Origin of the sequence: Polynucleobacter sp. HIN6 (assembly GCF_030297575.1) — a bacterium.
Lineage (GTDB): Bacteria > Pseudomonadota > Gammaproteobacteria > Burkholderiales > Burkholderiaceae > Polynucleobacter.
Window position 1 is genome coordinate 1,359,333 of record NZ_AP028137.1, and the last position, 26,041, is coordinate 1,385,373.

Consider the following 26,041-nt stretch of genomic DNA (forward strand, 5'->3'; position numbering starts at 1 on the left):
GGATTTGAGGGTTAGCGCCTGGTTACCAGCGGTTGTTCCTTGAACTGGTCCATGAATAGTAATATTTGCGCCTGCGCCTGCGTTGGCATAGGTATTAATTACAGCATCTGCAGCCAAAGTGAGTGTTTTTAATGTTGCTCCTATTGACACAGCTGCACTGTCAGTATTAACCGTTCCGGCAAGCGTTACGCCGGATGGCGCCGTAGCCGTCAAGCCACCAGTAAACGTTAAGGTCCCCCCACTCGCTCCAAGCGTTAAGGTACCGGTGTTGCTAAAGGTCACCGCATCGGTGATCGTGCCGCTAGTAGCATTGAGGGCAAGGTGGTAACCTGCGTTTGCCGTATTCAATGTCGTAGCAGTCAATGCTCCATTGAAGGTGATGGTTCCAGTAGTATTGGTGAGTGTCACGGTGGCAGCACTCACAGCACCACTAAAGGTTGTACCACCTGAGTTAGTGATGGTGAGCGTGCCGATGTTGGTACCAACTGCACCACTCACAGTGACAGTACCGGTGGTATTGATGGTGAGATTTGCGCTGCCGGTCAATGGTCCAGTCACGGTGGTGAGGCTAATCGCATTACCAATGCCGGTACCAATCGTGAGGTTGTTATTGAGATTAATCGCCCCGATGGTAATTTGACCAGTCGAAGTTCCGCCAATCGTAGAAACACCACCGATCGTCACAGCAGTATCGCTATCGCCCAAGTTGATGACGCCACTACCGGCTGAACTCACAGTGCCGTTTACGGCAATGGCGCTCGGTGCAGTCGCAGTAACACCACCGGTAAACGCCGTAGTATCACCATCATTCCCTAGGGTGAGCGTACCGGTATTGGCAAAGGTGGTTGCACCGGCAATGCTGTTGCTAGCACCATGTAATGCAACGTTGTAAGCAGCAGAGCCAGCACTCACTGTCATGCCAGTACTTAAAGTGAGGTTACCCGCGAAGGTCACTGTATTACCTGCCGTAGTACTCGTAATAATTAGAGAGGCAGCACCCACTGCTCCATTAAAGGTCGTACCACCTGAGTTGGTGATGGTGAGGGTGCCAACACCTGAGACTGAGGAGCCACCAATTGTGGCGCCAACTACACCACCAGTAGCGAGGGTGAGGTTGTAGGTAGCTCCAGTCACCGCACCGATGGCAAGATCTGCCGTATCCGAAATAGCGTTGGTATTCAGTGTTGTATCGGCACCTAATGTAATGGCACCAAAAGTCATCGCCGCATCAGTACTAGCGATGGCTCCTTTGAGAGTGCGTGCACTTGGCGCCGTAGCCGTTAAGCCACCAGTAAACGTTAAGGTGCCGCCACTTGCTCCCAAGGTTAAGGTACCGGTATTGCTAAAGGTCACCGCATTGGTAATGCTTGTGCCTGTGGCATTGAGTGCGAGGTTGTAGCCTACAGCTTCGGTATTGAGCGTGCTAGCGGTGAGTGCGCCATTAAATGTAATCGTACCTGTGGTGTTGGTGAGTGCCACGGTGGCAGCACCCACTGCTCCATTAAAGGTCGTACCACCTGAGTTGGTGATGGTGAGGGTGCCGATGTCGGTACCAATTGTGCTCGAGACAGTGACTGCACCGGTGGTGTTGATAGCGAGATTCGATGCGCTGGCACCGGCAGTGCCTGCAATCGATGAGAGGCTAATCGTATTACCAATACCGGTGCCAATCGTAAGTGTCACGCCATCCGCAAGCGTAGTAGCACCTAAGGTGATGGTGCCGGTGGCGGTACCTCCTAATGTAGTATTGGCTAAAACACTTACTGGGGTCGTGCCAAGGTTAATAACACTCGCTAAGTTATTCGCAGCAATCGTTCCAGCCAAATATTTCGTACTCGGCGCCGTAGCCGTTAAGCCGCCAGTAAAGGTTAAGTTATCACTATTGGCATTACCTAAGTACAGTGCTCCTGAAGTACCAAAGGTCGTAGCATTGGTAATATTGGTGATACCGCCATGGAGTTTGAGTGCAAAACTGCCTCCACTATTAGTAATGGCGGTTGCGTAAAGATTATCTGAGAACTCAATGGTGCCGGTAGTAGCGGTTAACACTACACTAGTAATACGATCAGCGCTTGCACCCACTGCTCCATTAAAGGTCGTACCACCTGAGTTGGTGATGGTGAGGGTGCCAACACCTGAGACTGAGGAGCCACCAATTGTGGCGCCAACTACACCACCAGTAGCGAGGGTGAGGTTGTAGGTAGCTCCAGTCACCGCACCGATGGCAAGATCTGCCGTATCCGAAATAGCGTTGGTATTCAGTGTTGTATCGGCACCTAATGTAATGGCACCAAAAGTCATCGCCGCATCAGTACTAGCGATGGCTCCTTTGAGAGTGCGTGCACTTGGCGCCGTAGCCGTTAAGCCACCAGTAAACGTTAAGGTGCCGCCACTTGCTCCCAAGGTTAAGGTACCGGTATTGCTAAAGGTCACCGCATTGGTAATGCTTGTGCCTGTGGCATTGAGTGCGAGGTTGTAGCCTACAGCTTCGGTATTGAGCGTGCTAGCGGTGAGTGCGCCATTAAATGTAATCGTACCTGTGGTGTTGGTGAGTGCCACGGTGGCAGCACCCACTGCTCCATTAAAGGTCGTACCACCTGAGTTGGTGATGGTGAGGGTGCCGATGTCGGTACCAATTGTGCTCGAGACAGTGACTGCACCGGTGGTGTTGATAGCGAGATTCGATGCGCTGGCACCGGCAGTGCCTGCAATCGATGAGAGGCTAATCGTATTACCAATACCGGTGCCAATCGTAAGTGTCACGCCATCCGCAAGCGTAGTAGCACCTAAGGTGATGGTGCCGGTGGCGGTACCTCCTAATGTAGTATTGGCTAAAACACTTACTGGGGTCGTGCCAAGGTTAATAACACTCGCTAAGTTATTCGCAGCAATCGTTCCAGCCAAATATTTCGTACTCGGCGCCGTAGCCGTTAAGCCGCCAGTAAAGGTTAAGTTATCACTATTGGCATTACCTAAGTACAGTGCTCCTGAAGTACCAAAGGTCGTAGCATTGGTAATATTGGTGATACCGCCATGGAGTTTGAGTGCAAAACTGCCTCCACTATTAGTAATGGCGGTTGCGTAAAGATTATCTGAGAACTCAATGGTGCCGGTAGTAGCGGTTAACACTACACTAGTAATACGATCAGCGCTTGCACCCACTGCTCCATTAAAGGTCGTACCACCTGAGTTGGTGATGGTGAGGGTGCCGATGTCGGTACCAATTGTGCTCGAGACAGTGACTGCACCGGTGGTGTTGATAGCGAGATTCGATGCGCTGGCACCGGCAGTGCCTGCAATCGATGAGAGGCTAATCGTATTACCAATACCGGTGCCAATCGTAAGTGTCACGCCATCCGCAAGCGTAGTAGCACCTAAGGTGATGGTGCCGGTGGCGGTACCTCCTAATGTAGTATTGGCTAAAACACTTACTGGGGTCGTGCCAAGGTTAATAACACTCGCTAAGTTATTCGCAGCAATCGTTCCAGCCAAATATTTCGTACTCGGCGCCGTAGCCGTTAAGCCGCCAGTAAAGGTTAAGTTATCACTATTGGCATTACCTAAGTACAGTGCTCCTGAAGTACCAAAGGTCGTAGCATTGGTAATATTGGTGATACCGCCATGGAGTTTGAGTGCAAAACTGCCTCCACTATTAGTAATGGCGGTTGCGTAAAGATTATCTGAGAACTCAATGGTGCCGGTAGTAGCGGTTAACACTACACTAGTAATACGATCAGCGCTTGCACCCACTGCTCCATTAAAGGTCGTACCACCTGAGTTGGTGATGGTGAGGGTGCCGATGTCGGTACCAATCGTTGTTGTTACGCCTACCGTACCCACTGAATTAATCACTACATAAGACGCTGATCCATTTGCAGTGCCGGCTATGGAATTAATTGTGATTGTTGCTGGGCCGCCATTTCCAAGTGTAAGGGTCACGCCATTGGCTAAGGTAATGTTGCCTAATACAACCGCATTGAATGGGTTAATGTAGGTTGTGTCCGCACTCAGCGTTAAGCCACGGCTCGCACCTAAGTTATAGCGATAGGTTGTATTAATACTGCCTACCACAGTATTGCCAGTGCCACTGAGCGTTAATTCGTAGAGTGCAATCGTACTGCCGACATTACCAAGGGTAATAATTCCAGAGCCGTTGGTGATGCTTAGTGAGTAAATTCCCGCAAGGGTTCCAGTTCCACCATCAACAGTCCCAGTAGTAACGTTGGAATTGGTGGTCGTTATGGTTGGGTTAAAGAATAGTTGGGTGGTACGTGAGGTGCCCTTCAAATCAATCGCACCTGTAGTAGTTAAATTACCACGCAGCTGGTTAATACCAGTGCCATACAGAGTCAAGCTCGTAAGGTTCATACTGGTACCCACATTCGCTAAATCAATCACACCCGCCCCGTTAGAAATACTCAGAGCAACAGCGCCATTGGTATCGCCCAACGTAATCGTTCCGGCCGAGTTACTCGTAAGCGTTGTAGCCACCGTCAAGGTGGTAGTTCTCGAAGTTCCCTTAAGATCAATTGCACCAGTTGCGGTAATTGCACTGGCTAGGGTATTTGCCCCACTACCTTGAAGTTCCAGAGAACTGATTGGAGTAACTGCGCCAACAGCGGCACCAAAACTGATCGCCCCACTTCCCGCATTAATGGTGAGCGCTTGCGCTCCATTGATGGTGGTAGACGATCCACTGAAGGTGATATCTTTATTGGTAGCGGTGAGCGCAATAGCACCAGTCGATAAGGTAATCGGACCAGTATAGGTTTGTGTACCACCTGAAGAAATATCTTTTGAGATGGTGTAGCCAGCAGTTCCACTGAGGTTCAAATTACCTGTGGTGGTAATCCCAACCGTTGTGACGGTACCCACGGTATAGGCAGTATTTTGCGCAAAGGTTAGAACACCTGTATTGGCCGCTAAGGTAGTAATTGCATTGCTGGTGCGATTCAAGGTGTAGGTACCGGACCCCAATAAGCGCAGGCCACTGGCGGCAATATTTAGACTCTGCGTCACTGTGCCAGTACTGCTCAGTGTGAGGTTACCGCTGGTGGTTAGACCATTGGTGGTGTTCACAGAACCAATTGCAAAGTTATTGTCTTCAGTAAACGATACGGTACCGGTATTACCCGCTAAGGTGGTAATTGCATTGCCGGTATTAGTCAGTGTGTAGGTACCTCCCGTACCTAAGAGTTCGAGGCCAGTAGCCGTCAAGTTTGCCCCGCTATCTTGAGTAACAGTGCCGCGCGTATGGAGGGTTAAATTATTATTCGCACCAATGGTGCCGCCCAAGACAGAAACTGCTCCCGTAAATTGCATGCCACCATTGGAGGTCGCACCACCATTTATCAGGGTTAGGGAATCTTTAAAGGTATAAGCGCCAACTGTGATCTTGCCAGTAGCAGTAGCACTACCAATCGTGATGGATGAGAAGCCGTCTTGTAGATAGTCCAATTCTGCAGCAGTTAAATTGAGAGTTCCATCAATGTGAGCCAGGCCAATTGAAGTAGAGGCTGTCTTAGGAGCAATCGTTAAAGCACCCGTACCTGATACATTGGCGCCCAAAGTGATGGCGTCGGTGGTAAATGTCAGATTATTGCTACTCGCCGAGACCGTGGAGCCGGTAGTAATCTCGGAACCCGATAAAGTAGTGGCAGTCGCCACCGTCACTGCACCTGTATAGGTTTGACTACCAGAGGTAGTAATGTTGTTGGTATAGATACCGGTGGTACCAGATACTGAGAGATTTTTAGAAGTACCAGAAATTGATACTGTATCGGTCGTGCCATTACCAAAGACCGCGTTGCCGGTGATTATTAATCCCAATGCCCCGGAGACGGTGCCGTTAAAGGTTGCAGTAGTAGCAGTTAGGGTCTTATCTAGAGAACCACCTAGAGTGACATTGTTGTTATAGGTTTGCGCACCCCCGGTGGTATCAATGGAGGCGCCATTAATGGCGGTTGTGCCGCTGGTAGAGTTTTGGGTAAGCGCTGTGGCACGAACGGTACTACTAAAGGTAGTGGTGCCAGTACCGGTGAGTGAGATATTGCCTAAGCCTTGGGCGCCACCAACGGCGCCGGTGAAGGTAACATCACCAGAACCCGAATTGACAGTTAGAGCACGCGCTGAAATATTATCACTGTCCACAGTGGAACTAAATAGAATTGCACCATTTCCTGAGGAGCTATTCAGAGAGACAGGGCTCGATAAAGTAACCAAATCACGATAAGTTTGGGTACTCGAGGTAGTAATGCTTGCACCCAATCTAGTTGAACCAGCCGAGTTAGTCTCTACTGATAATGAATTGATTGCAGCGCTAAAGTTAGTAATCCCAGAAGAATTAACAATAATTGCCCCAAGAGTACCATTGCTAGCGCCACCTACTGCACCTTGGAAAGTAACATTACCTGCTCCCGAACTAATGGTTAATGATTTATTTGCCACAAATGATCCACCGGATAGGGTAAAACTGCTTGCGTCATTGTTTACTGCTGAACCATAGGGCAAGTTATATGTTTGAGGAGTGTTACCAGCAGAATTATTAAATTCTTGACTCCAACCACCGAGTCCGCCATGCTGATACAGAGTCATTACAGAACCAGCTCCAACAATGACTGAGGATACTTGATCATTAATACCCCAATCACACATGTCGCAGGCGCTTGATCCAGCATAGGTCCCTGTAAAGGTTCTTACAGTTCCAGTGCCATTAGATTCGGTATAAAAAGAAACGGTTGGATTATTGGAAACGTAAATACTATTAATGGTTGTAGTGGAACCATTAAATAGAACGTTCCCACCCGTGGTAGTTAAGGTGATATCTTCATTTAATGTAATCGGGCCCGTAAACGTCTGGTTACCATTTCCACTGGAGATATTGGCAGCAAAAGTCATTCCACCTGTGCTGCTTAAAGATAGGTTACCGGTTGTGGTAATGCCAACAGTATTGACAGTACCCACTGTAAAGCCAGAGTTCTCCAAAAACTCAAGAGATCCCGTATTTGCTGCTAAAGTAGTAATTGCGTTGTTGGTATTGGTTAAGGTATAGATACCACCAGTTCCTAGTAACTCTAGACTTGGTGTACTAATGAGTTGCGATTGAGTGACAGTGTTGGTAGAACTTAAAGTAGCTCTAACCGATGTCGTCAAACCGCTGGTACCACCAACCATACCAATATCAAATCCAGAGTTTTCAGTAAACGCCACGGTCCCGGTGTTACCTGCTATGGTGGTAATTGCATTACCAGTATTGGTCAGTGTGTAGGTGCCGCCCGTACCCAAGAGTTCTAGGCCAGCAGCAGTAATCGCTTGACTCTGCGTCACCGTTCCAGTACTGCTTAGTGTGAGGTTACTGCTGGTGGTTAAACCATTGGTGGTATTCACAGAACCAATTGCAAAGTTACCATTTTCTGCAAACGATACGGTACCGGTATTACCCGCTAAGGTAGTAATGACGTTACTGGTATTAGTCAGTGTATAGGTGCCGCCCGTACCCAAGAGTTCTAGGCCAGCAGCAGTAATCGCTTGACTCTGCGTCACTGTGCCAGTACTGCTCAGTGTGAGGTTACCGCTGGTGGTTAGACCATTGGTGGTGTTCACAGAACCAATTGCAAAGTTATTGTCTTCAGTAAACGATACGGTACCGGTATTACCCGCTAAGGTGGTAATTGCATTGCCGGTATTAGTCAGTGTGTAGGTACCTCCCGTACCTAAGAGTTCGAGGCCAGTAGCCGTCAAGTTTGCCCCGCTATCTTGAGTAACAGTGCCGCGCGTATGGAGGGTTAAATTATTATTCGCACCAATGGTGCCGCCCAAGACAGAAACTGCTCCCGTAAATTGCATGCCACCATTGGAGGTCGCACCACCATTTATCAGGGTTAGGGAATCTTTAAAGGTATAAGCGCCAACTGTGATCTTGCCAGTAGCAGTGGCACTACCAATCGTGATGGATGAGAAGCCGTCTTGCATCAAGTTGAGCTCAGTCGTATCGAGATTTAGATCACCTACTCCCCCCGCCAAACCGATGGTCGTTGATGCAGTTCTTGGAGCAATGGTTAGGGTGTTAGTTCCCGAAATATTTGCACCAATACTAATTACATCAGCGGTGATTGAGAGTGTGCTTGCACCCATCGCAATGGAGCCGCTTGCGCCAGTAACCACTGAGCCCGCGGTAATGGAGGTGGTGCCTAGTACTTTCACGCCGCCGACTGCGCCATTAAAGGTAGTTGTAGCCGAACCTGAATTAATGGAAAGGGTTGGTGTAGTTGCACTCGAATCTGTATTTACTGTGGAGCCAAAGGTGATAGCTGCATTAGTGGTTGAAATAGTGGTATTACGCTTAATTAATAATGCATTGTTATAGGTTTGCGAACCAATGGTCGCAACAACAGCGGTGTCAATCACTGTCGTACCGCCAACTCCAGTAACAATCGATTCTGTATTGACTGGGGCATTAATCGTATAGGTGCCCGTTCCCTCTAAAGTAAATACTTTCAAATCAGATGTTTGGCCAATTGGTCCATTAAACGTCACACTGCCTGAGCCAACATTAAGCGTTAGACTTTGTGTACGACTACTTGTGCCATCTAAGAAACTATTAAAGGTAACAGCCTGATTTGCAGTTTGAACCGTAACCGTCGATGCAGTAATCACAACGCTGTCGCCAAATGTAAAGGAAGAAGAACCCCCGCCGGTTAAATCGCCTCCGAGGTAAACAGCTGCGGTGCCATTCGTATCAAAGGTTACTGGGCTCGAAAAATTGAGATTTGATAAGGTACTAATTGCGCCAGTGGTACTGGAACCAAAGGTGATTCCAGTAAATCCAGGCTGAATCAGACCGAGTTCTGTTGGGGTGAGATCAAGTGCGGCCGTTGTATTATCGGTACCGCCAAGAGTCATCGCTTTTCCACTGGTGCTTGGCCTAATAGCTAATGTGGATTGACCGTATAAATTTCCAGTGGGGTTAAATTCATCCGCGGTAATGGTGATCGCACCAAGACCGTTTCCAGTGCCACTTAGGCCAAGATCAACGGTCGACAGAGTGCCATCTCCAGTGGATAGGGTAAGAGTCTTGTTGGCACCAGACACAGCTCCACCTATAGTCAGATTCCGTGAGCCGGAAGCGGCCCCAGAAGTATTAATTGTGGTATCGGCACTTAATGTAATTGCCGTACCACCATCTCCAATAGAGGTAGTGCCATTGCTGGTGATTGTGCCCGCAAGAGTGACGGAGCTTGGTGCAGTGGCAGTAAAGCCAGCTGAGAAGGTGTTAGTACTTGTGCTTGATGTTCCGATTTGCAAAGTACCAGTATTTATAAAAGATGTTGCAGATGTAATTGTATTTGTCGCGCCACTGATTATTAGGTTATAAGGATTTGCTGTTGTTACCAAAGATCCTGTTGTTAGACCTCCTGAAAAGGTGATGTTTGCAGCACTAGTAGAATTGGATATCGTAGTGGCATTAACTACATTAACGCCACCTGAAAAACTGGCACCACCAGAATTGGTAATTGTCAAAGCTTTAATGCCTGCGCCAGAGGAACCGATCGTAGCACTTGATGAAATCGTGCTTGAGCCTGAATTAAGTGCTAACGATCCATTTGATGATGTGGTAGAACTAAATCCTGATATCGCCCAAGACTCATCGGTATTTCCCTGGTCTAGGGTGGAATTAATCCTAAGTGCTAAATTTCCAACATTTGATGGCGTAGTTAAAGAAACTGTAAAGCGTTGATCAGGCCACCCGAATGCAACCAAGTTAGCATTCGAATCACCTGAAACCCGAGTGATGGTCCAAGAATAACCTCCGGAAGAACCGGTGATTGGGGAATTAACGAATGTATTGTGATGGAATGATTGATTAATAATCAGAGAATTATTTGCATACATACGGAAAACCTCGCCATCCCATGAGTCAACGATGTAAAGATTAAATGTAAATGTAGTTGCCCCGGTTAAAACAAAGTTTTTCGAGATCTCTCCATCTTTGCCATAAAGACCAATTACAGTCCCCCAAATGCCTAGAGAATAAGATGTGCCACCAGTCCAATCACTTGCCGATGTTGCAGATTGAGTGGATGAGGATGAGACTGAGCCAGCTAAAGTAATGGTACCGCCTGCAGGAACGGCACCATCATTCGTTGTATCTAGCGTGACATCTGTCATTAAATAAGTGGTTGAGCTTGCTCCACCAATAGCGATCGGATTTCCAGTGGTACGAATTGTGCCTGATAGATAAATAGGATTTTGTGCAGTAGCAGTTAAACCACCTGAAAACAGGAAGACATCACCAACTTCATTGCCGAGTGTCAGACCACCTGTGTTATTGAATGTCACGGCATTAACAACTGAAGAGGTTCCGTTTGAGCCACTATTGAAAACCAGGTTGTATGCTGTATTACCGGTTGACAAACTTTGTGCGCTTATCACTTCATTTGCTGTAATCGCCCCAGTTTGTGAGCTAGTACCCAATCCCAACGCACCAATGTTATTGAGTGCGGCATTTATCGTGGTGATCGCACTGCCGCTGTTGATCGTCAGATTGGTAGCATTTCCGGTGACGGCATCACTTGTAGCATCGCCCACGGTAACGATACCGCTGGTACTAGAAACCGTCCGGGTATCCGAACCACCCAAAGTGATATTGCCATTGAGGCTAATCAAACCGGAACTGGTGGTAATGTCTCCGCCATTCCATGTGAGCGGTCCATTGATCGTAAATGCTGCGTTGGTTGAAGAGGCTGCTGCTAGGTTATGACTTAAGGTAAAGGTTCCCGAAGAGGTGAACGTAACCGGATCTTTAAAGCTTAAAGCTGCCTGTGAACTGTAATTACCCGTATAGCTTTCACCACCGATCGTAATCGCGGAGAATCCGTCTGCCAGAAACCCTAATTCAGTTGTTGTTAAGTTCAGAACGGAAGTATTGGTTGTATTGTCAGCCGAGCCTAAATAAATGTCCCGCGATAATGTGGCAGGCACAATTGTGAGCGTTCCAGTTCCGCCAAAGCTACCGGAGAAATTGATTTCATTAGCTGTTAATGAGGTATTCCCCAGACCAGAAGCTGTACTACCAAACGTAATAGTGGCCGTACCAGCATTGAGAGTGAGTGTGTAGGTGGCCCCCGTCACTGCCCCGCCCAGAGTTAAGTTGGCATTTGCTGCAGCAGTGGTAATTGATGTGTTAGCTGCTAGGGTCACGCCCGTATTACTATCACCAACACTCCAGTTATTACCGCTAGTAAAGCTTCCAGCGAGGGTAATACTACTGGGCTCTGTAGCGGTAACTCCCCCACTAAAAGTAAAGCTGTCGCTTGCCGCATCACCCAAGACCAAGGTTCCGGTATTGGCAAAGGTAACGCTATTGGTAACTGAATTTGTTGCTCCAATTAAACGAACGTTGTAAGTATTAGCAGTACCACTGACAGTGAGTGTCGCAGTTGTGAGATTGCCATTAAAAGAAATCAAAGCACTAGAAGAAGTATTTGTAATAACAACACTCGTCCCCGTGGTAATACTGCCACTAAATGTCGCGCCGCCCGAATTGGTAATTGTTAGCGTCGATAAAGAAGTTGCTCCAATAGCTCCGCTCACGCTGATAGTTCCAGAAGAGCCACTATTAATAGTCAGCGCTTGAGTATTGGCGCTTGCGCCATTGACCGTACTACTAAACGAAATGTTATTACCAGCTGTCAATGCTCCTGTTGAAGCTAACGTAATAGAGTTACCAATGGTCACCGCCCCCGTATAGCCTTGCGTACCGCTGGTGGTGATGTTGCCATTCAGGGTAATACCAGTACCCGTAACCGCTAAGGTGCCGGAGGTAATCGTCGTTAAAGTGACTGCCCCACCGCTGGTGATGGTTAAGCTCTCAGCTCCTGTATTAAGAGCAGTAGTTGCGGTGATCGTTCCTAAAGCACTGCTTGTGCTACTGCGGATCGTAAGCGGATCATTAAAGGTGTAATTGGTGGTAGTGGTGTAAGTGATCGCACCAGTACCCGAGGAACTACCCAAGGTAATGGATGAGAAGCCATCGCTTAGACGAGCTAACTCCGTATCGTCAATCGCTAAGCTGCATGCTGCCCCACCACAGGAGGTGGAGGTAATACTACTACCAATACCAATGGTGGTTGTAGCTGTCTTGGGTTGGATCACCAAAGCACCACTACCGCTCACATTGCCACCTAGGGCAATCGCATCCGTGGTGAGGGTGAGCGCAAAGGTGCTGGCAGCAAAGGTGGAGCCCGTGGTGATGCTAGAAGCCGAGAGGATCGCCGCTGCAGTGAGTGTGGCGGCATCGTTATAGGTTTGTGCACCAGTAGTGGTGATGTTATTACCAAAAGAGACCGTACCACCAGCGTCGGTGGTGATCGAGGTTAAGTTGGTGTTACCGCCCACGATGCCACTAAAGACGGTAGCGCCTGAGGTGTTTACCGTTAAATCCTTGGCGCCATTGACGGTCGAGGAGAAGGTGATATTGCCGGAGGCGGAGCTCTCAAGTGTTGCATTAGCTGCCAAGGTCACCGCTCCCGTATAGCCTTGCGTACCGCTGGTGGTGATGTTGCCACCAATCGAGGTAGTCCCCGAGACGCTGAGGGTAGTGACTCCCGTAATCGCACCACCAAACACGGCATTACCAGTAATCGTGAGTGCATTGCTTCCACCAGCAATCGTAGAGCTCGTGGTAATCGTGGTGCCTTGCAGGGTGCGGGTTGCACCAGTACCAGTGAGTGTCACCGCTCCCGTATAGCCTTGCGTACCGCTGGTGGTGATGTTGCCACCAATCGAGGTAGTCCCCGAGACGCTGAGGGTAGTGACTCCCGTAATCGCACCACCAAACACGGCATTACCAGTAATCGTGAGTGCATTGCTTCCACCGGCGATGGTGGAGCTCGTGGTAATCGTGCTGCCTTGCAGGGTGCGGTCACCACCAGAGAGGGTTACTGCTCCCGTATAACCTTGGGTACCACTGGTGGTGATATTGCCACCAATCGAGGTAGTCCCCGAGACGCTCAAGTTAGTGACCCCCGTAATCGCACCACCAAAGACGGCATTACCAGTAATCGTGAGTGCATTGGTTCCACCAGCAATGGTGGAGCTCGTGGTAATGGTGGTGCCTTGCAAGGTACGGTCACCGCCAGAGAGGGTCACCGCCCCCGTATAACCTTGGGTACCGGTGGTGGTGATGTTGCCATTCAGGGTAATACCAGTACCCGTAACCGCTAAGGTGCCGGAGGTAATCGTCGTTAAAGTGACTGCCCCACCGCTGGTGATGGTTAAGCTCTCAGCTCCTGTATTAAGAGCAGTAGTTGCGGTGATCGTTCCTAAAGCACTGCTTGTGCTACTGCGGATCGTAAGCGGATCATTAAAGGTGTAATTGGTGGTAGTGGTGTAAGTGATCGCACCAGTACCCGAGGAACTACCCAAGGTAATGGATGAGAAGCCATCGCTTAGACGAGCTAACTCCGTATCGTCAATCGCTAAGCTGCATGCTGCCCCACCACAGGAGGTGGAGGTAATACTACTACCAATACCAATGGTGGTTGTAGCTGTCTTGGGTTGGATCACCAAAGCACCACTACCGCTCACATTGCCACCTAGGGCAATCGCATCCGTGGTGAGGGTGAGCGCAAAGGTGCTGGCAGCAAAGGTGGAGCCCGTGGTGATGCTAGAAGCCGAGAGGATCGCCGCTGCAGTGAGTGTGGCGGCATCGTTATAGGTTTGTGCACCAGTAGTGGTGATGTTATTACCAAAAGAGACCGTACCACCAGCGTCGGTGGTGATCGAGGTTAAGTTGGTGTTACCGCCCACGATGCCACTAAAGACGGTAGCGCCTGAGGTGTTTACCGTTAAATCCTTGGCGCCATTGACGGTCGAGGAGAAGGTGATATTGCCGGAGGCGGAGCTACTAAGAGTGGTGGCTGCGCCTAGCGTAACAGGGTTTCCGTAGGTTTGCACACCACTAGTGCTAATCGAACCACCATTAATAGCGGTAGTACCGGTGGTGGAGTTTTGCACCACGCTGCTAGCGACTACCGTAGAGCTAAAGGTAGTGGTACCGGTGCCGGTTAAAGAGATGTTACCTAATCCTTGCGCACCACCCACTGCACCCGTGAAGGTGATGTTGCCTGAGCCTGTTGTTATATCTAAATTAAATGTATTTGTCGCTGTGCTGTTTAGTGTGCTATTGAAATTGATTGCCCCATTACTCGAAGAGCTATTACTATCAAACGTTAGATTATTTGTTTGAACCTCCAATGCTCGATAGGTTTGTGCACCTGCTGTAGTAATTGATGAGCCAATCCTGAGTGAACTGCTCGCTGTTGCGACTAGTGCACCAGTCACTGTTAAGGTACGGGTTGATCCAGCTGACCCAATGGTCAAAGCGCCAGTGTTATTAAATGTGGTAGCTGATCCAATAGTCGAGTTGTTATTTGCCAGTCCTAAGACTAAATCAAATGCTGTTGCAGCACTTTGGATTCCGCTAACATTGATTGATCCAGTAATTCGTACCGCACCTGTTTGGGAACCCGCTGTAAAGGAGTCTCCCCCCGAGGTTGTAAATGTTAGAGATCCATTACCTCTATTGGTACCTTGAGTGTGGGTTACGGAGCTAACAAGTGTTGGGCTAGTAAAAGAAGAGCCGCCGCCGCCGCCGCCGACCGGACCCCCGCCGCCGCCATAGTAGCCACCGCCGCCGCCGCCACCCGGACAACTGCCACCGGAAGAGCATCCGGAGTTACCGCCATTTCCACCCTGACCAAGCGAGCCCGCAGTTGCCCCATAACCGTTATTGGTAAATGATCCACCAGCCGATTGAGTACCTCCATATCCGTAGAATGCGCTCCCAGTTGCAGAAGCATTACCACCAATAAGGCCGCCGCCAACACCACCCGATGAACAGCAATTGTTGTAACCAGCACCACCGCCACCACCAGCAACAATTACACGATCACTTAAGGCGGTTCCATTAATACGTACATCGGTTGCCCCTCCACCCCCTCCGCCATAGGTGCCGCCACCCCAATATGTTCCAGTCCCTCCACCATTCCAGCCAGCAGTTAATTGACCACCTGCCCCACCAATGTAAATATATAAAGTTTGACCAGGCGTTACGGACAAGCTACCCTCGACCTTACCGCCATCACCGCCTAAATTATTCGGGCCAGTAACATTATTTCCTGTCACGTTTCCACCGGACGCGCCACTAGCGATGAAATTAATAGATGTAACGCCAGCTGGAACTATGTATGTTTGTGTGCCTCCCGTATACGTAAATGATCGATTCACTGGGGCAGAATAACTGCCTGAGCCTCCAAAGCCAATATAACCAAGAGCGATCGAATTTCCGATATTTCCAACGATTTCAACTTCACCAACGCCACTTAATAAATATAAATTATTAGCATTGGCATTAGTACCGTTAATATTTCCACCAAAGCTAATATTCGCTCCAGTACTCGAATTACCCATAGAGGATAAATTCACATTTGTACCGGTAATCACAACATTACCTGTATAAGACTGAGCCCCGGAAGTTGTAATATCAGCAGCAATCGATGTCGTACCTGAAACACTAAGGGTAGTAACACCCGTAATCGCCCCGCCAAAGACGGCATTGCCAGTAATCGCAAGTGCATTGCTGCCACCAGCAATGGTGGAACTCGTGGTAATCGTCGTGCCTTGGAGGGTTCGATCACCACCTGCAAGCGTCACTGCTCCCGTATAGCCTTGGGTGCCGCTAGTGGTGATGTTGCCGTTGAGCGTAATGCCAGAGACGCCAGATCCCGTGACTGCGAGAGTACCCGATGTGATTGCGGCTAAGCTTACTGCGCCACCGCTAGAGATCGTTAGGCTATTAGTGCCGGTGTTAAGCGCACTGGTAGCGGTAATAGTTCCAGAACTACTCTGAATCGTAAGCGGATCGGTAAAGGTATAGGCGGTATTAATAGCAATCGCACCCGTTGTGCTTGCGGTACTACCGAAGGTGATACTAAAAAAAGTACCCGGTAGAAGAGCCAGTTCGGTATCACTTAGGTGCAGGCTACCGCTAGCTGATGTACCCAAGCCAATCGTCGTGGTGGTCGTTTTGGGCTGAATCACTAAATTACCTGTACCACTTAGGCTACCAACCAAAGCAATCGCATCGGTGGTGAGGGTTAGGTTGTTACCGCCAGCTGCAAGGGTAGAGCTGGTGGTAATACCAGAAGCCGATAAGGTAGTCGCCGTATTGACAGTGACAGCACCGCTGTAGGTTTGCGTACCACTGGTAGTGATGGCATTGGTATTGATGGCGGTCGTGCCACTCACGGAGAGATTTTTATTGCTACCCGTGAGGGAGACGGTATCCGCAGTGGCATCTCCAAAGACTGCATTGCCGGTGATTGTTAATCCCAATGCACCGGAAACGGTACCGTTAAAGGTTGCGGTAGTGGCGGTTAGGGTCTTATCGGAAGAACCGCCTAGCGTGACATTATTGTTATAGGTTTGCGCACCCCCGGTGGTATCAATGGAGGCGCCATTAATGGCGGTCGTGCCGCTGGTGGAGTTTTGGGTAAGCGCCGTGGCACGAACGGTACTACTAAACGTAGTGATGCCAGTACCGGTAAGTGAGATATTGCCTAAGCCTTGGGCGCCACCAACTGCGCCGGTGAAGGTCACGCCATTCGTACCGACAGAAGTCGTCAGATTACGTGCCGTTGAACCATCACTATCTACCGTACTGCCAAAGGTAATTAAATTATTGGTTGTAGTGAGCGTCACTGCGTTGGTTAAAGTTACTGCTCCGCTATAACCTTGGGTACCGGTGGTGGTGATGTTGCCGCCAATCGATGTCGTACCTGAAACACTAAGGATGGTGACTCCCGTAATCGCCCCACCAAAGACAGCATTACCAGTAATTGTGAGTGCATTGCTTCCACCAGCAATGGTAGAACTCGTGGTAATGGTGGTGCCCTGGAGGGTTCGATCACCGCCAGAGAGGGTTACTGCTCCAGTGAAGCCTTGCGTACCACTGGTGGTGATATTGCCACCAATCGAGGTAGTCCCCGAAACACTGAGAGTGGTGACTCCCGTAATCGCCCCACCAAAGACCGCGTTACCAGTAATCGTGAGTGCATTGGTTCCACCAGCAATGGTGGAACTCGTGGTAATCGTGGTGCCTTGGAGGGTTCGATCCCCACCTGCAAGCGTCACTGCTCCCGTATAGCCTTGGGTGCCGGTGGTGGTGATGTTGCCACCGATCGATGTGGTACCTGAAACACTGAGAGTGGTGACATCCGTAATCGCCCCACCAAAGACGGCGTTACCAGTAATCGTGAGTGCATTGGTTCCACCAGCAATGGTGGAACTCGTGGTAATCGTGGTGCCTTGCAAGGTACGAGTTGCACCAGTACCAGTGAGTGTCACTGCTCCCGTATAGCCTTGGGTACCACTAGTGGTGATGTTCGCGGCGATTGATGTAGTCCCCGAGACACTTAAATTACGAACGCTTGTGATCGCACCGCCAAACACAGCATTACCACTAATACTGAGATCGTACGCTGCGGCACTCACGGTGGTGAGCGTAGAGCTTGTTGTTACAGTTGTTGCGGTTAAAGTCCGTGAGGCGCTAATTTGTACCGGGCCAGTAAGACTAAGTGAAGCACTACCGCTACCCGTGAAATTGCCCTCCAGATAAATGATTCCGGATGTTTGGAATGTAACAGGAACGGATCTTGATAAATTTGCTTTTAAGAAAATATTACCGCTTTGTGATGCGCCACCAAATACGAGTCCGCTAAAGTTAGAACCCAAATTACCCAACTCTGTATCAGTGATATCCAAAATACTCGATGTGGCATCGGTGGATCCATTCACATGGATTAAATTGCTTGTCGTTGATGGTCTTAGGGTGAGTAGGCCTGTGCCATCCACGGTGGATGACCAATCAATTTTATTGCCAATAAACGTTAGGTTACCCATTCCTGATAGAGCTGCCGTGATTGAGATGGTGCCGGTTCCTGAATTTAAGGTAAGTCCTTTTCCGCCACCGGCAATTGCCCTTGCAATGGTGATTGCACCATTACTAGCGCTACTGTTAAACGTTAAATCCGCATTCAGGGTGACAGGCGTAGAACTTCCTAAAGTGATATAGCCTGCTCCCGCTGAACTCGTACTGGTGGTAATGGTGCCACCTAAACTCAAGGACGAAGGTGATGTTAGTGCAAATGAACCGCCGGCATATGTAAAGGTGTCGCTAGCTGAGTCACCAATGGTGAGCGTACCACTGGTTTCAAAGGGCGTGCTTGTAGAGAAACTCGTAATGGAGTTTGTCGAACCGGTGATACTAATGTTGTAGCTTGAACCTGCATCGGTCTTTAGTTGCGAGATTTGCAAGGACCCGGCAAAGCTCACGTTACCGGTGGTCTTATTGAGCCAGAGCGTTCCGATTCCAGTAGTAATGGCGCCGCTCACCGTCACTATGCCGCCATTTGCAAATGTAATATTCGCGTTTGTTCCTGAAGCTGGGCCCGTGATACTAGTTAAGCTAACATCCCCGGAAACAGAGAACAAGGTCAAGGTTTGTGCCGCTGCAATCGTTATTGCGCCAGCATTTAGACTGGTGTCAAAACGAATGGTTTGGCTATTTGCAACATTAGTGGTTCGGGATGAGCCCAAATCAATAGCACCGCTACTTCGCAACTCAAGGCCGCCAATGGTATTGATACCTGTTCCGCTAAAGGTAATGAAGGCCAAAGCTTGGCTTGTTCCCATAGCGCTTGTTCCTATGGCATCAGCACTAATCGTGCCACTACCCGCGTTAATCGTTAAGCCAAAGGCGCTATTTACTTCCCCTAAAGTAACGTTTCCATTGCCAGAACTGGTGGTAATGGTTCGATCTGCTGAGAATCCGGTTGTACGCGAACTACCTTTTAAATCAACATTACCACTGGTGATAATGTTGCCACCCAAAGTATTGCTACCGGTGCCTTGCAAAGTCAGGCTGGTGAGTGGCGTATTGGCACCAATTGCGCCAAGTGTGATCGAGCCACTGCCATTACTCACAGTTAAGCCAAATGCACCATCGAGCGTTGAGCCAAAACTAATCAAGCTATCTGTTGTATTGAGACTGGAGTTTGTAATCAAGGTCACGGCACCACTATAGGTTTGCGATCCCGAAGTTGTGATTGCGCTTCCCAGAGTCGCCGCACCGCTCACTGCGAGACTCGAGGTACCGGAGGTATTAATGACGGTATTACCCGAGGCCATGGTCAAGCTACCGACGGTAAGCGCAGTACGCAAATCCAAAACACCACTTGCGCTCATAGAAAGCGCTCCAGCAGAAGATCCTAACGCAGAAGCACCGGTCACAATCAAGGTACCGCCATTAATCGTGGTTCCACCTGAGTAGGTGCTGGTTCCAGAGAGGGTTTGGGTACCGGATACTAAGGTGAGGCTACCGCCCGTACCACTTATCGAACCGCTAAAGCTATCGCTATTGGCCGCGGTTAGCGATAACGATTGCGCACCGAGATTGACTGAGCCGGCACCAGCTAAGCTCTTAATGCTTGCGCCAGAAGTTGTGCCACTGATATCAAAGGTTCCGGTGGCAGTGACAACCGAGGAGGTAGCAATAGAGCCACTACCAGTAAGGCTCAATGTACCTGTGCTAATGGTGGTAGCGCCCGTATAGGTATTTGCATTGGTGAGGACCACGAGACCCAAACCGGTTTTGGTTATTCCAAAACCACCAGAGATGACACCGCTTAAGGTAAGGGTGTCATCAGCATTAGTGGCGCTAATAGTGCTATCAGCCGTTAGTGTGATGTTCCCCGCAAGGCTACTCGTGACGTACTTAAGTATGCCGCCCGCCAGTGTGACGGCCTCCGTGCCAACGGCCACATTATGCAAATCCAACACACCACTTGAGTTAATCGTCGTGGCACCAGTCGTAGAACCCAATCCAGCAGCATCAGTAATCTTTAGCGTACCTGCGTTAATGGTGGTGAGGCCGCTGTAGGTATTCGCATTAGCAAGTGTGAAAACACCAGTTCCAGCTTTGGTGAGCGCCACACTACTTGCCGAGCCATCTTCAATCACTCCCGAGAAGGTGGTACTGGAATTATTGCCACCTACGGTCAAGGTTGGTGTGCCAGTAGCAGAACTAGTAATCACGCCGCTACTTGCCCCTGCAATTGATCCAGCAGATACGGAGTAGCCTGCTAGATCTAAGGTGCCATCGATCACATATGCAGAACTACTAGAGAGTGCGCCGGTGCTTCCTGCCCTTAAGGTCGAGCCAACATTTATCGTGGTAGCACCGCTATACGAATTGCTACCACTCAAAATTAAAGGTGCGCTATTAGATAGTGTGACTTGCCCAGTTCCAGATATCGCGCTGGGCAAGGTGACCGCGCTGGTGTTTGTGAAGGTAACTAATCCATTATTGGTAATCGCAGTTGCACTGGTTGGTGCCAAGCCAGCCATTGCATCACTGTAAGTCACCGATGCACCACTGGGAATGACCACGGTGGCAACGTTACCCAAAGTTGGTGTGGCGCCAGTCGCTACACCACCAGTCACTGTCCAGTTCGCACCCGAGGACCAGAGTCCGCCGCTTGCGCCCGTGTACGTTACCGAGGCAAGTTGAGTGATTGCAGCGCTGACCGTACCACCGGTCAAGGTGTAGTTGCTATTGCTTAAAGCAAACGTATTGCTATCAAACGAGGTGACTGGTGTATTCGTGACATTGACCGTATTAATGGTGGCTGATCCTGAACTAATCGTTGGCGCACTCTCACTATTGGCCATTCCCGTTAAGGTGTAGGAATGGGCATTGGTATAACTATTGGTTCCATCGTATGCCTTCGTGATACTAATGTTCAATGCTTTGGGGTTAACGGTAAAGCTCTTAGCAGTCCCCGCTTGGAAGGTTGAGCTTGAACCCGAGAGCGTGAGCGTGGGTGTTAAGGTCAGGCTATAGGTATTTGCACTCGTGGCCGCTGTCAGCGCAGTACTAATCGCAATAGTGCCACTTAAACTGCCAGTGAGTGAAATAGAACTTTGCCCAGCAGTAAAGCTTTGAACAGTGCCGTATGCAGAAAGAGAGCTTGGTACATAGCTTTCACCATACAAGGTTGGGCTTGAGGAGTACCAAAAACTTAAGGCGCTTGCTGTTCCATAGGTGCTACTTTGCCCATCCACAATCGTGAGGTAAATCACAGGTGGGCTACCACGGTAAATCACGTTGTATCCAGCACTACTTGGTTGTGTTGATAAAGTCGCACTATAGGTATATGACTTAGGTGTCCTGGTATCGATGTAGGTTGATAAGCCAGTGCTTTCATCCGTACCACCCGAATACAGGTTGGCGATGCCGCCAGAACCAACGGTGAGGGTTGGTGAACCACTCAATTTGATGTTGTATGTGACATTACCAACACCATCGGCACTTCCGGCTGCTAGCAATAATGCTGGGGTGGCTGCAACTGCTGATGTGCTCGTTGTTACTACATTCTGAGAAATAGTTAAATCACGCGTTGTTTGAATTGAAATTCTGCCCGTAGAATTAATTCCATTGTAGGTAACGCTATTTGCAGTGACTGATCCAATACTTAGATTTGCAGCGTTCACAATTGTTAAGGCGCCCAGGGAGGATCCCGATGCAATCGTGGCAAGAGTATTGCTTGTATTGCTAAGCGTAATCGCTTGATTACCAACGAAACCTAAGCCGAAATTACTACTATCAGAAATTGTGCCTGTGATTGTGATTGCTCCAGTAGTACTTCCGATTACTGATGCGCTTCCTAAGCTAACTGCGCCAGCATACGTTCCAGTTGAAGAACTTGAGTTGGTAATTACTCCAGCATTACTAATTCCAGAGCCATTCACTGTTAGAGCGTTAGTGTTGGTCATCGTTTGACCATTCAGATCCAGTGCTGCGCCTGCAGTAATCGATACGGCGCCACTGGAATTACCAAGCGCGGTGGCTGAGCCCACTCTGAGAGTACCGGCGCTGATGGTGGTACCACCACTGTAAGTATTAGCACCACCAACGATTAGGAGACCAGATCCAGATTTGGTCAGTGCATTACTACCTGAAATATCACCACTGAGGGTGAGTTGCGTGCCATCCACGGTGACGGTGCCATTTCCACCTAAAGCTACCGTTCCAGAAAGACTACTGGTGCCAGTACTTGTGAGTAAGGTGCCACCATTAATGGTGAATGCTTCAGCCCCTATGCTGACATTGCGGATATCGAGTGTGCCGCCACTCGCAATGGTAGTACCAGCGGCAGTCGTTCCTAAAGCGGAAGCATTGGTAATCGCTAAGGTTCCGGCATTAACGGTGGTGGTACCGGTGTAGGTGTTGGTACCGGAGAGTGTTAAGGTGCCCGACCCTTGCTTAACAATTGCAATTTCAGCGACCGCATGATTAACGACCCCAGAAAAAGTGGTATTCGATGAAGCACCAACCGTCAGCGTAGATGCTGAAATCGTTCGATTAACTTCCGTATTCAACGCAGAAATTTGCGCGACAGATAGCGGTCTTGCGTACAGTAAAACAACTCCAACATCACCAAGCATTAGAGAATCTGCTACCCAGTTACTTTCACCAATGAAGTTCGAGCTACGAGCAATATTGGTTGGTACTGTGTTAGTGCCAGTAATAATTGAGCCCCCTGCAGTCCCGTTGACATAAGCGGCAGGAACACCCGCTGCCGATAATGTTGCGGCATAGGTGGTAAGCGTATTATTGACCACTCCATTGGTAATTACGTAGTCTAGCGATATTGCTTGATTCACGCCGTTATGGACTTGGAATGCTAAATTATTTGTTGTACCAGCACGTGCCAGGAGAATATTATTACTATTATTAGCATTCCCAATATCAATAATTCGCTCCCAATCATTTGCCGTTCCAAGATTAACTTTTGAAAAAATGGTGAGGCCGGAGGTAAAGTTTGTTAATCCCGTTGCGCCCACCGTTACAAAGTCATCGCCTGAAAAGGTAATCGTCTTATTGGAAGCGTTGTAAACGGGGGTGCCAGAAATCGTGCCATTGGATCCAGCGCCACTCAAATTGGTCCATGTACTGCCAGAGCCTGAGTATGATTGATTATTACCGGCATCAAAATACCAAATCAAACTGCTCATGGAGATATTCAGAGCGTTTGTAATTGTGCCGGAGCCTGATAAGGAACCAACCGTTGCCGAATATCCAGCAAGATTGAGGGTGCCATTAAGTACTAAATCACTGGCTGAGGAAAGCGCATTGTCTGCACCTAACGCTAAGTACCCCGTAGAAATCGTCGTTGTGCCGCTATAGGTATTTAGGCCTGATAGTGTCAGCGTTGAACTTGAATCTGTGTCTTTAGTTAAGGCACCCGTCCCACTGATAGCGCCCGACAGAATCTGATCAGCGCTTGATGAATACAAAAGTGTGCCATTATTTGTGATTAATCCAGAGTAAGATCCAGACCCAAGTTGACCAGATCCACTAATTTGAAGAGTACCCGCACTGATGGTGGTAGCACCCGTATAAGTATTCGACCCGGATAGTACCCACGTACCTGCATCAGCTTTGGTGAGGGTACCAGTGCCAATACCGATAATCGAGGCGATGGAACCCCCCTGAGCGCCACCCAAGGTGAGACTAAAGGTGCCGCTAATGGTACCTACATTAGTTAGTGCAATAGTGCCGCTACCGCCAACAATTGAACTGGTACTTACAAGAGTTACTAGTCCTGCGTATGTAGCAGCATTAGTACTGCTATTGATAAGTGCGCCACCACTAACAATTCCAGTGCCATTAATGGAAAGGGCATTGGTATTCGTCATGGTTTGACCATTAAGGTCCAAGACCGCACCACTGGTAATAGAGACTGCGCCACTGGAATCACCCAATGCAGTTGCAGAGCCAACTTTGAGAGTGCCGGCGCTAATCGTGGTGCCTCCGCTATAGGTATTGTTGCCACCCAAAGTAAGGGTGCCAGTACCATCTTTAATTAAACTTACAATTTTGGAGGATGCCCCTCCAATAACGCCGGAGAATGTACTGTCCGCGTTATTCCCCCCTACGGTTAGCTTTGCTCCTTGGGCCGACGTCTCAATTTGGGTTGAAGTTAATGCAGTGTTATAGATTTGAACAGCATGCACATCCCCTTTTAAGAAATAATCGGTAGCTCCACTATTCAATGCGGCGCCGATTAATGTTTTTGTTGTGGAAGCACCCACAATGCCGATATTAGAGGATCCTTGTGAAACTCCATTGATGTAAGTTGTAAGAGTCGAACCGTTATATATAACGCTTACAAGAGATAGCGAATTGGTAGTTATTGAACTTGTAGAGGCAAATCCCCAAGGACTGATATTGTGATAGGTTCCAAGCTTTCCGTTTTGATTGACACGTAATAAATAGTTTCCAGCAACGCCATAGTTATACCGACTAACTAATGTACTGTGATCTGGATCCACTTGACTGGGCAATCGAACCCAAAGATTTAGAGTGTAGCTTGATGTGAAATTTAAAGACGAATTAGTTCCTAAATCAAAATACTGACTCGTACCATTCAATGTGAAATAACCATCAGAGTTGTAGGTGGGACTTCCAACAATGGTCGCATTTAAAGCGCCATTAGCTAAGTTGGTCCATGTAGATCCTGATCCTGAATAAGAGGTACTATCTTCTGCGTTCAGAAAAACTAATAATCCAGTTTGACTGTATTCCGCAGGAATCCTACTTGATATGATCGTTCCAGCGCCAGATAGCGAACCAACCGAGGGCGAATACCCCCACAAATCCAGAGTTGCTCCACTATTAATAGTTAAAGCAGTCGTCGATGGTAGTGCGCTATTTGAACCTGTTCGAAGAATACCTGCTGTAACGCTAGTAGAACCGCCATAGGTATTAGCACCAGCTAAAGTGATCGATCCACCAGTAGCATTAACCGTTAACGAACCTTCTCCTGAAATGGTGCCGGTTAATGAAGCAGAGAATGAGCCATTGATAACAAAATTAGAGCTACCAACCGTCGAAAAAGTATGGATTCGACTATTGCCCGATGTTGTTACCGTCCCACCCGTTGCAATGGCACTTGTACCGGCGTATCTAACAATGACAACACCAGATCCCCCAGAGGCATTTGTAACGCCTTGTGAGCCACCACCACCACCACCCAATCCATTTGTGCCAGATGTGCCTAGGCTATCACCCCCACCTCCACCACCACCAGATCCTCCTGAACCCTGGGTACCACAGTTCCAACAAGTTGCTCCGCCCCCGCCTCCGCCATAAGTTTGGCTTGATCCTGAAATATTGAAAGTAATTCCGTTACCGCCATTTCCAGGCACTCGGTATGCTGAAGTACCTCCTCCAGATGACCCAGCTCCACCGCCTCCAGAGCCAGCTTGAACTCCGGATGTATATGAACCGCTTCCGCCAGTATTTCCATAGGCCGTCCATCCGCTGGGAGCCGTTTGGATTGATGCTGCGCCTCCCTGCATTTGGGATGTGTAATTATCTTCTCCCGCACCACCACCAGAACCCCCTGCAGCACCATTTGCAGTTACACCATCATTACCCCATCCATATCCACCACCACCACCACCACCTAATGCGATCGCAGTGGTGCCAAATTGACTGTTACCGCCATTAGCGCCACGATAACTAGAATCAGCTCTTCCCGATCCACCAGCACCAACCGTAATGGATGTTGTTACCAAACCTAAAGAAGTATTTCCGTAGATAACACCACCGCCTCCACCTCCACCGGCCCAAGCACTTCCTCCACCTGCGCCACCGCCAGCAACAACAAGGACTTGAAGATCTAATTCTTGGAATAGTTTGATGATGGCGCCACCAGTTCCAACCACAATATTGTTAGAAACCGTACTTCCATGAGACAACTCGAGAGTTGTTCCACCGCTCAGATTTAGACTGCCTGAACCAGAAACTGATCCTGAGCCCGTGCGAAGAATTAATCCACCCGTTGATGAACGCGTGATATCGGCATTGATAACGATATCGCCAGCAGCACGCAAGGTAAGTGTATTAGCACCA

1 protein-coding gene (running past both ends of the window) is annotated in these 26,041 nt (G+C 48.9%); it reads right to left on the reverse strand.

This entire window lies inside a single protein-coding gene on the reverse strand: locus QUE66_RS06870, encoding an autotransporter-associated beta strand repeat-containing protein. The 46,410-nt coding sequence extends 17,295 nt beyond the window's left edge and 3,074 nt beyond its right edge, so the window shows coding positions 3,075–29,115, spanning codon 1,025 (partial) through codon 9,705 (complete); reading right to left, the first codon wholly in view occupies positions 26,038–26,040. Both codon boundaries (start and stop) fall beyond the window edges.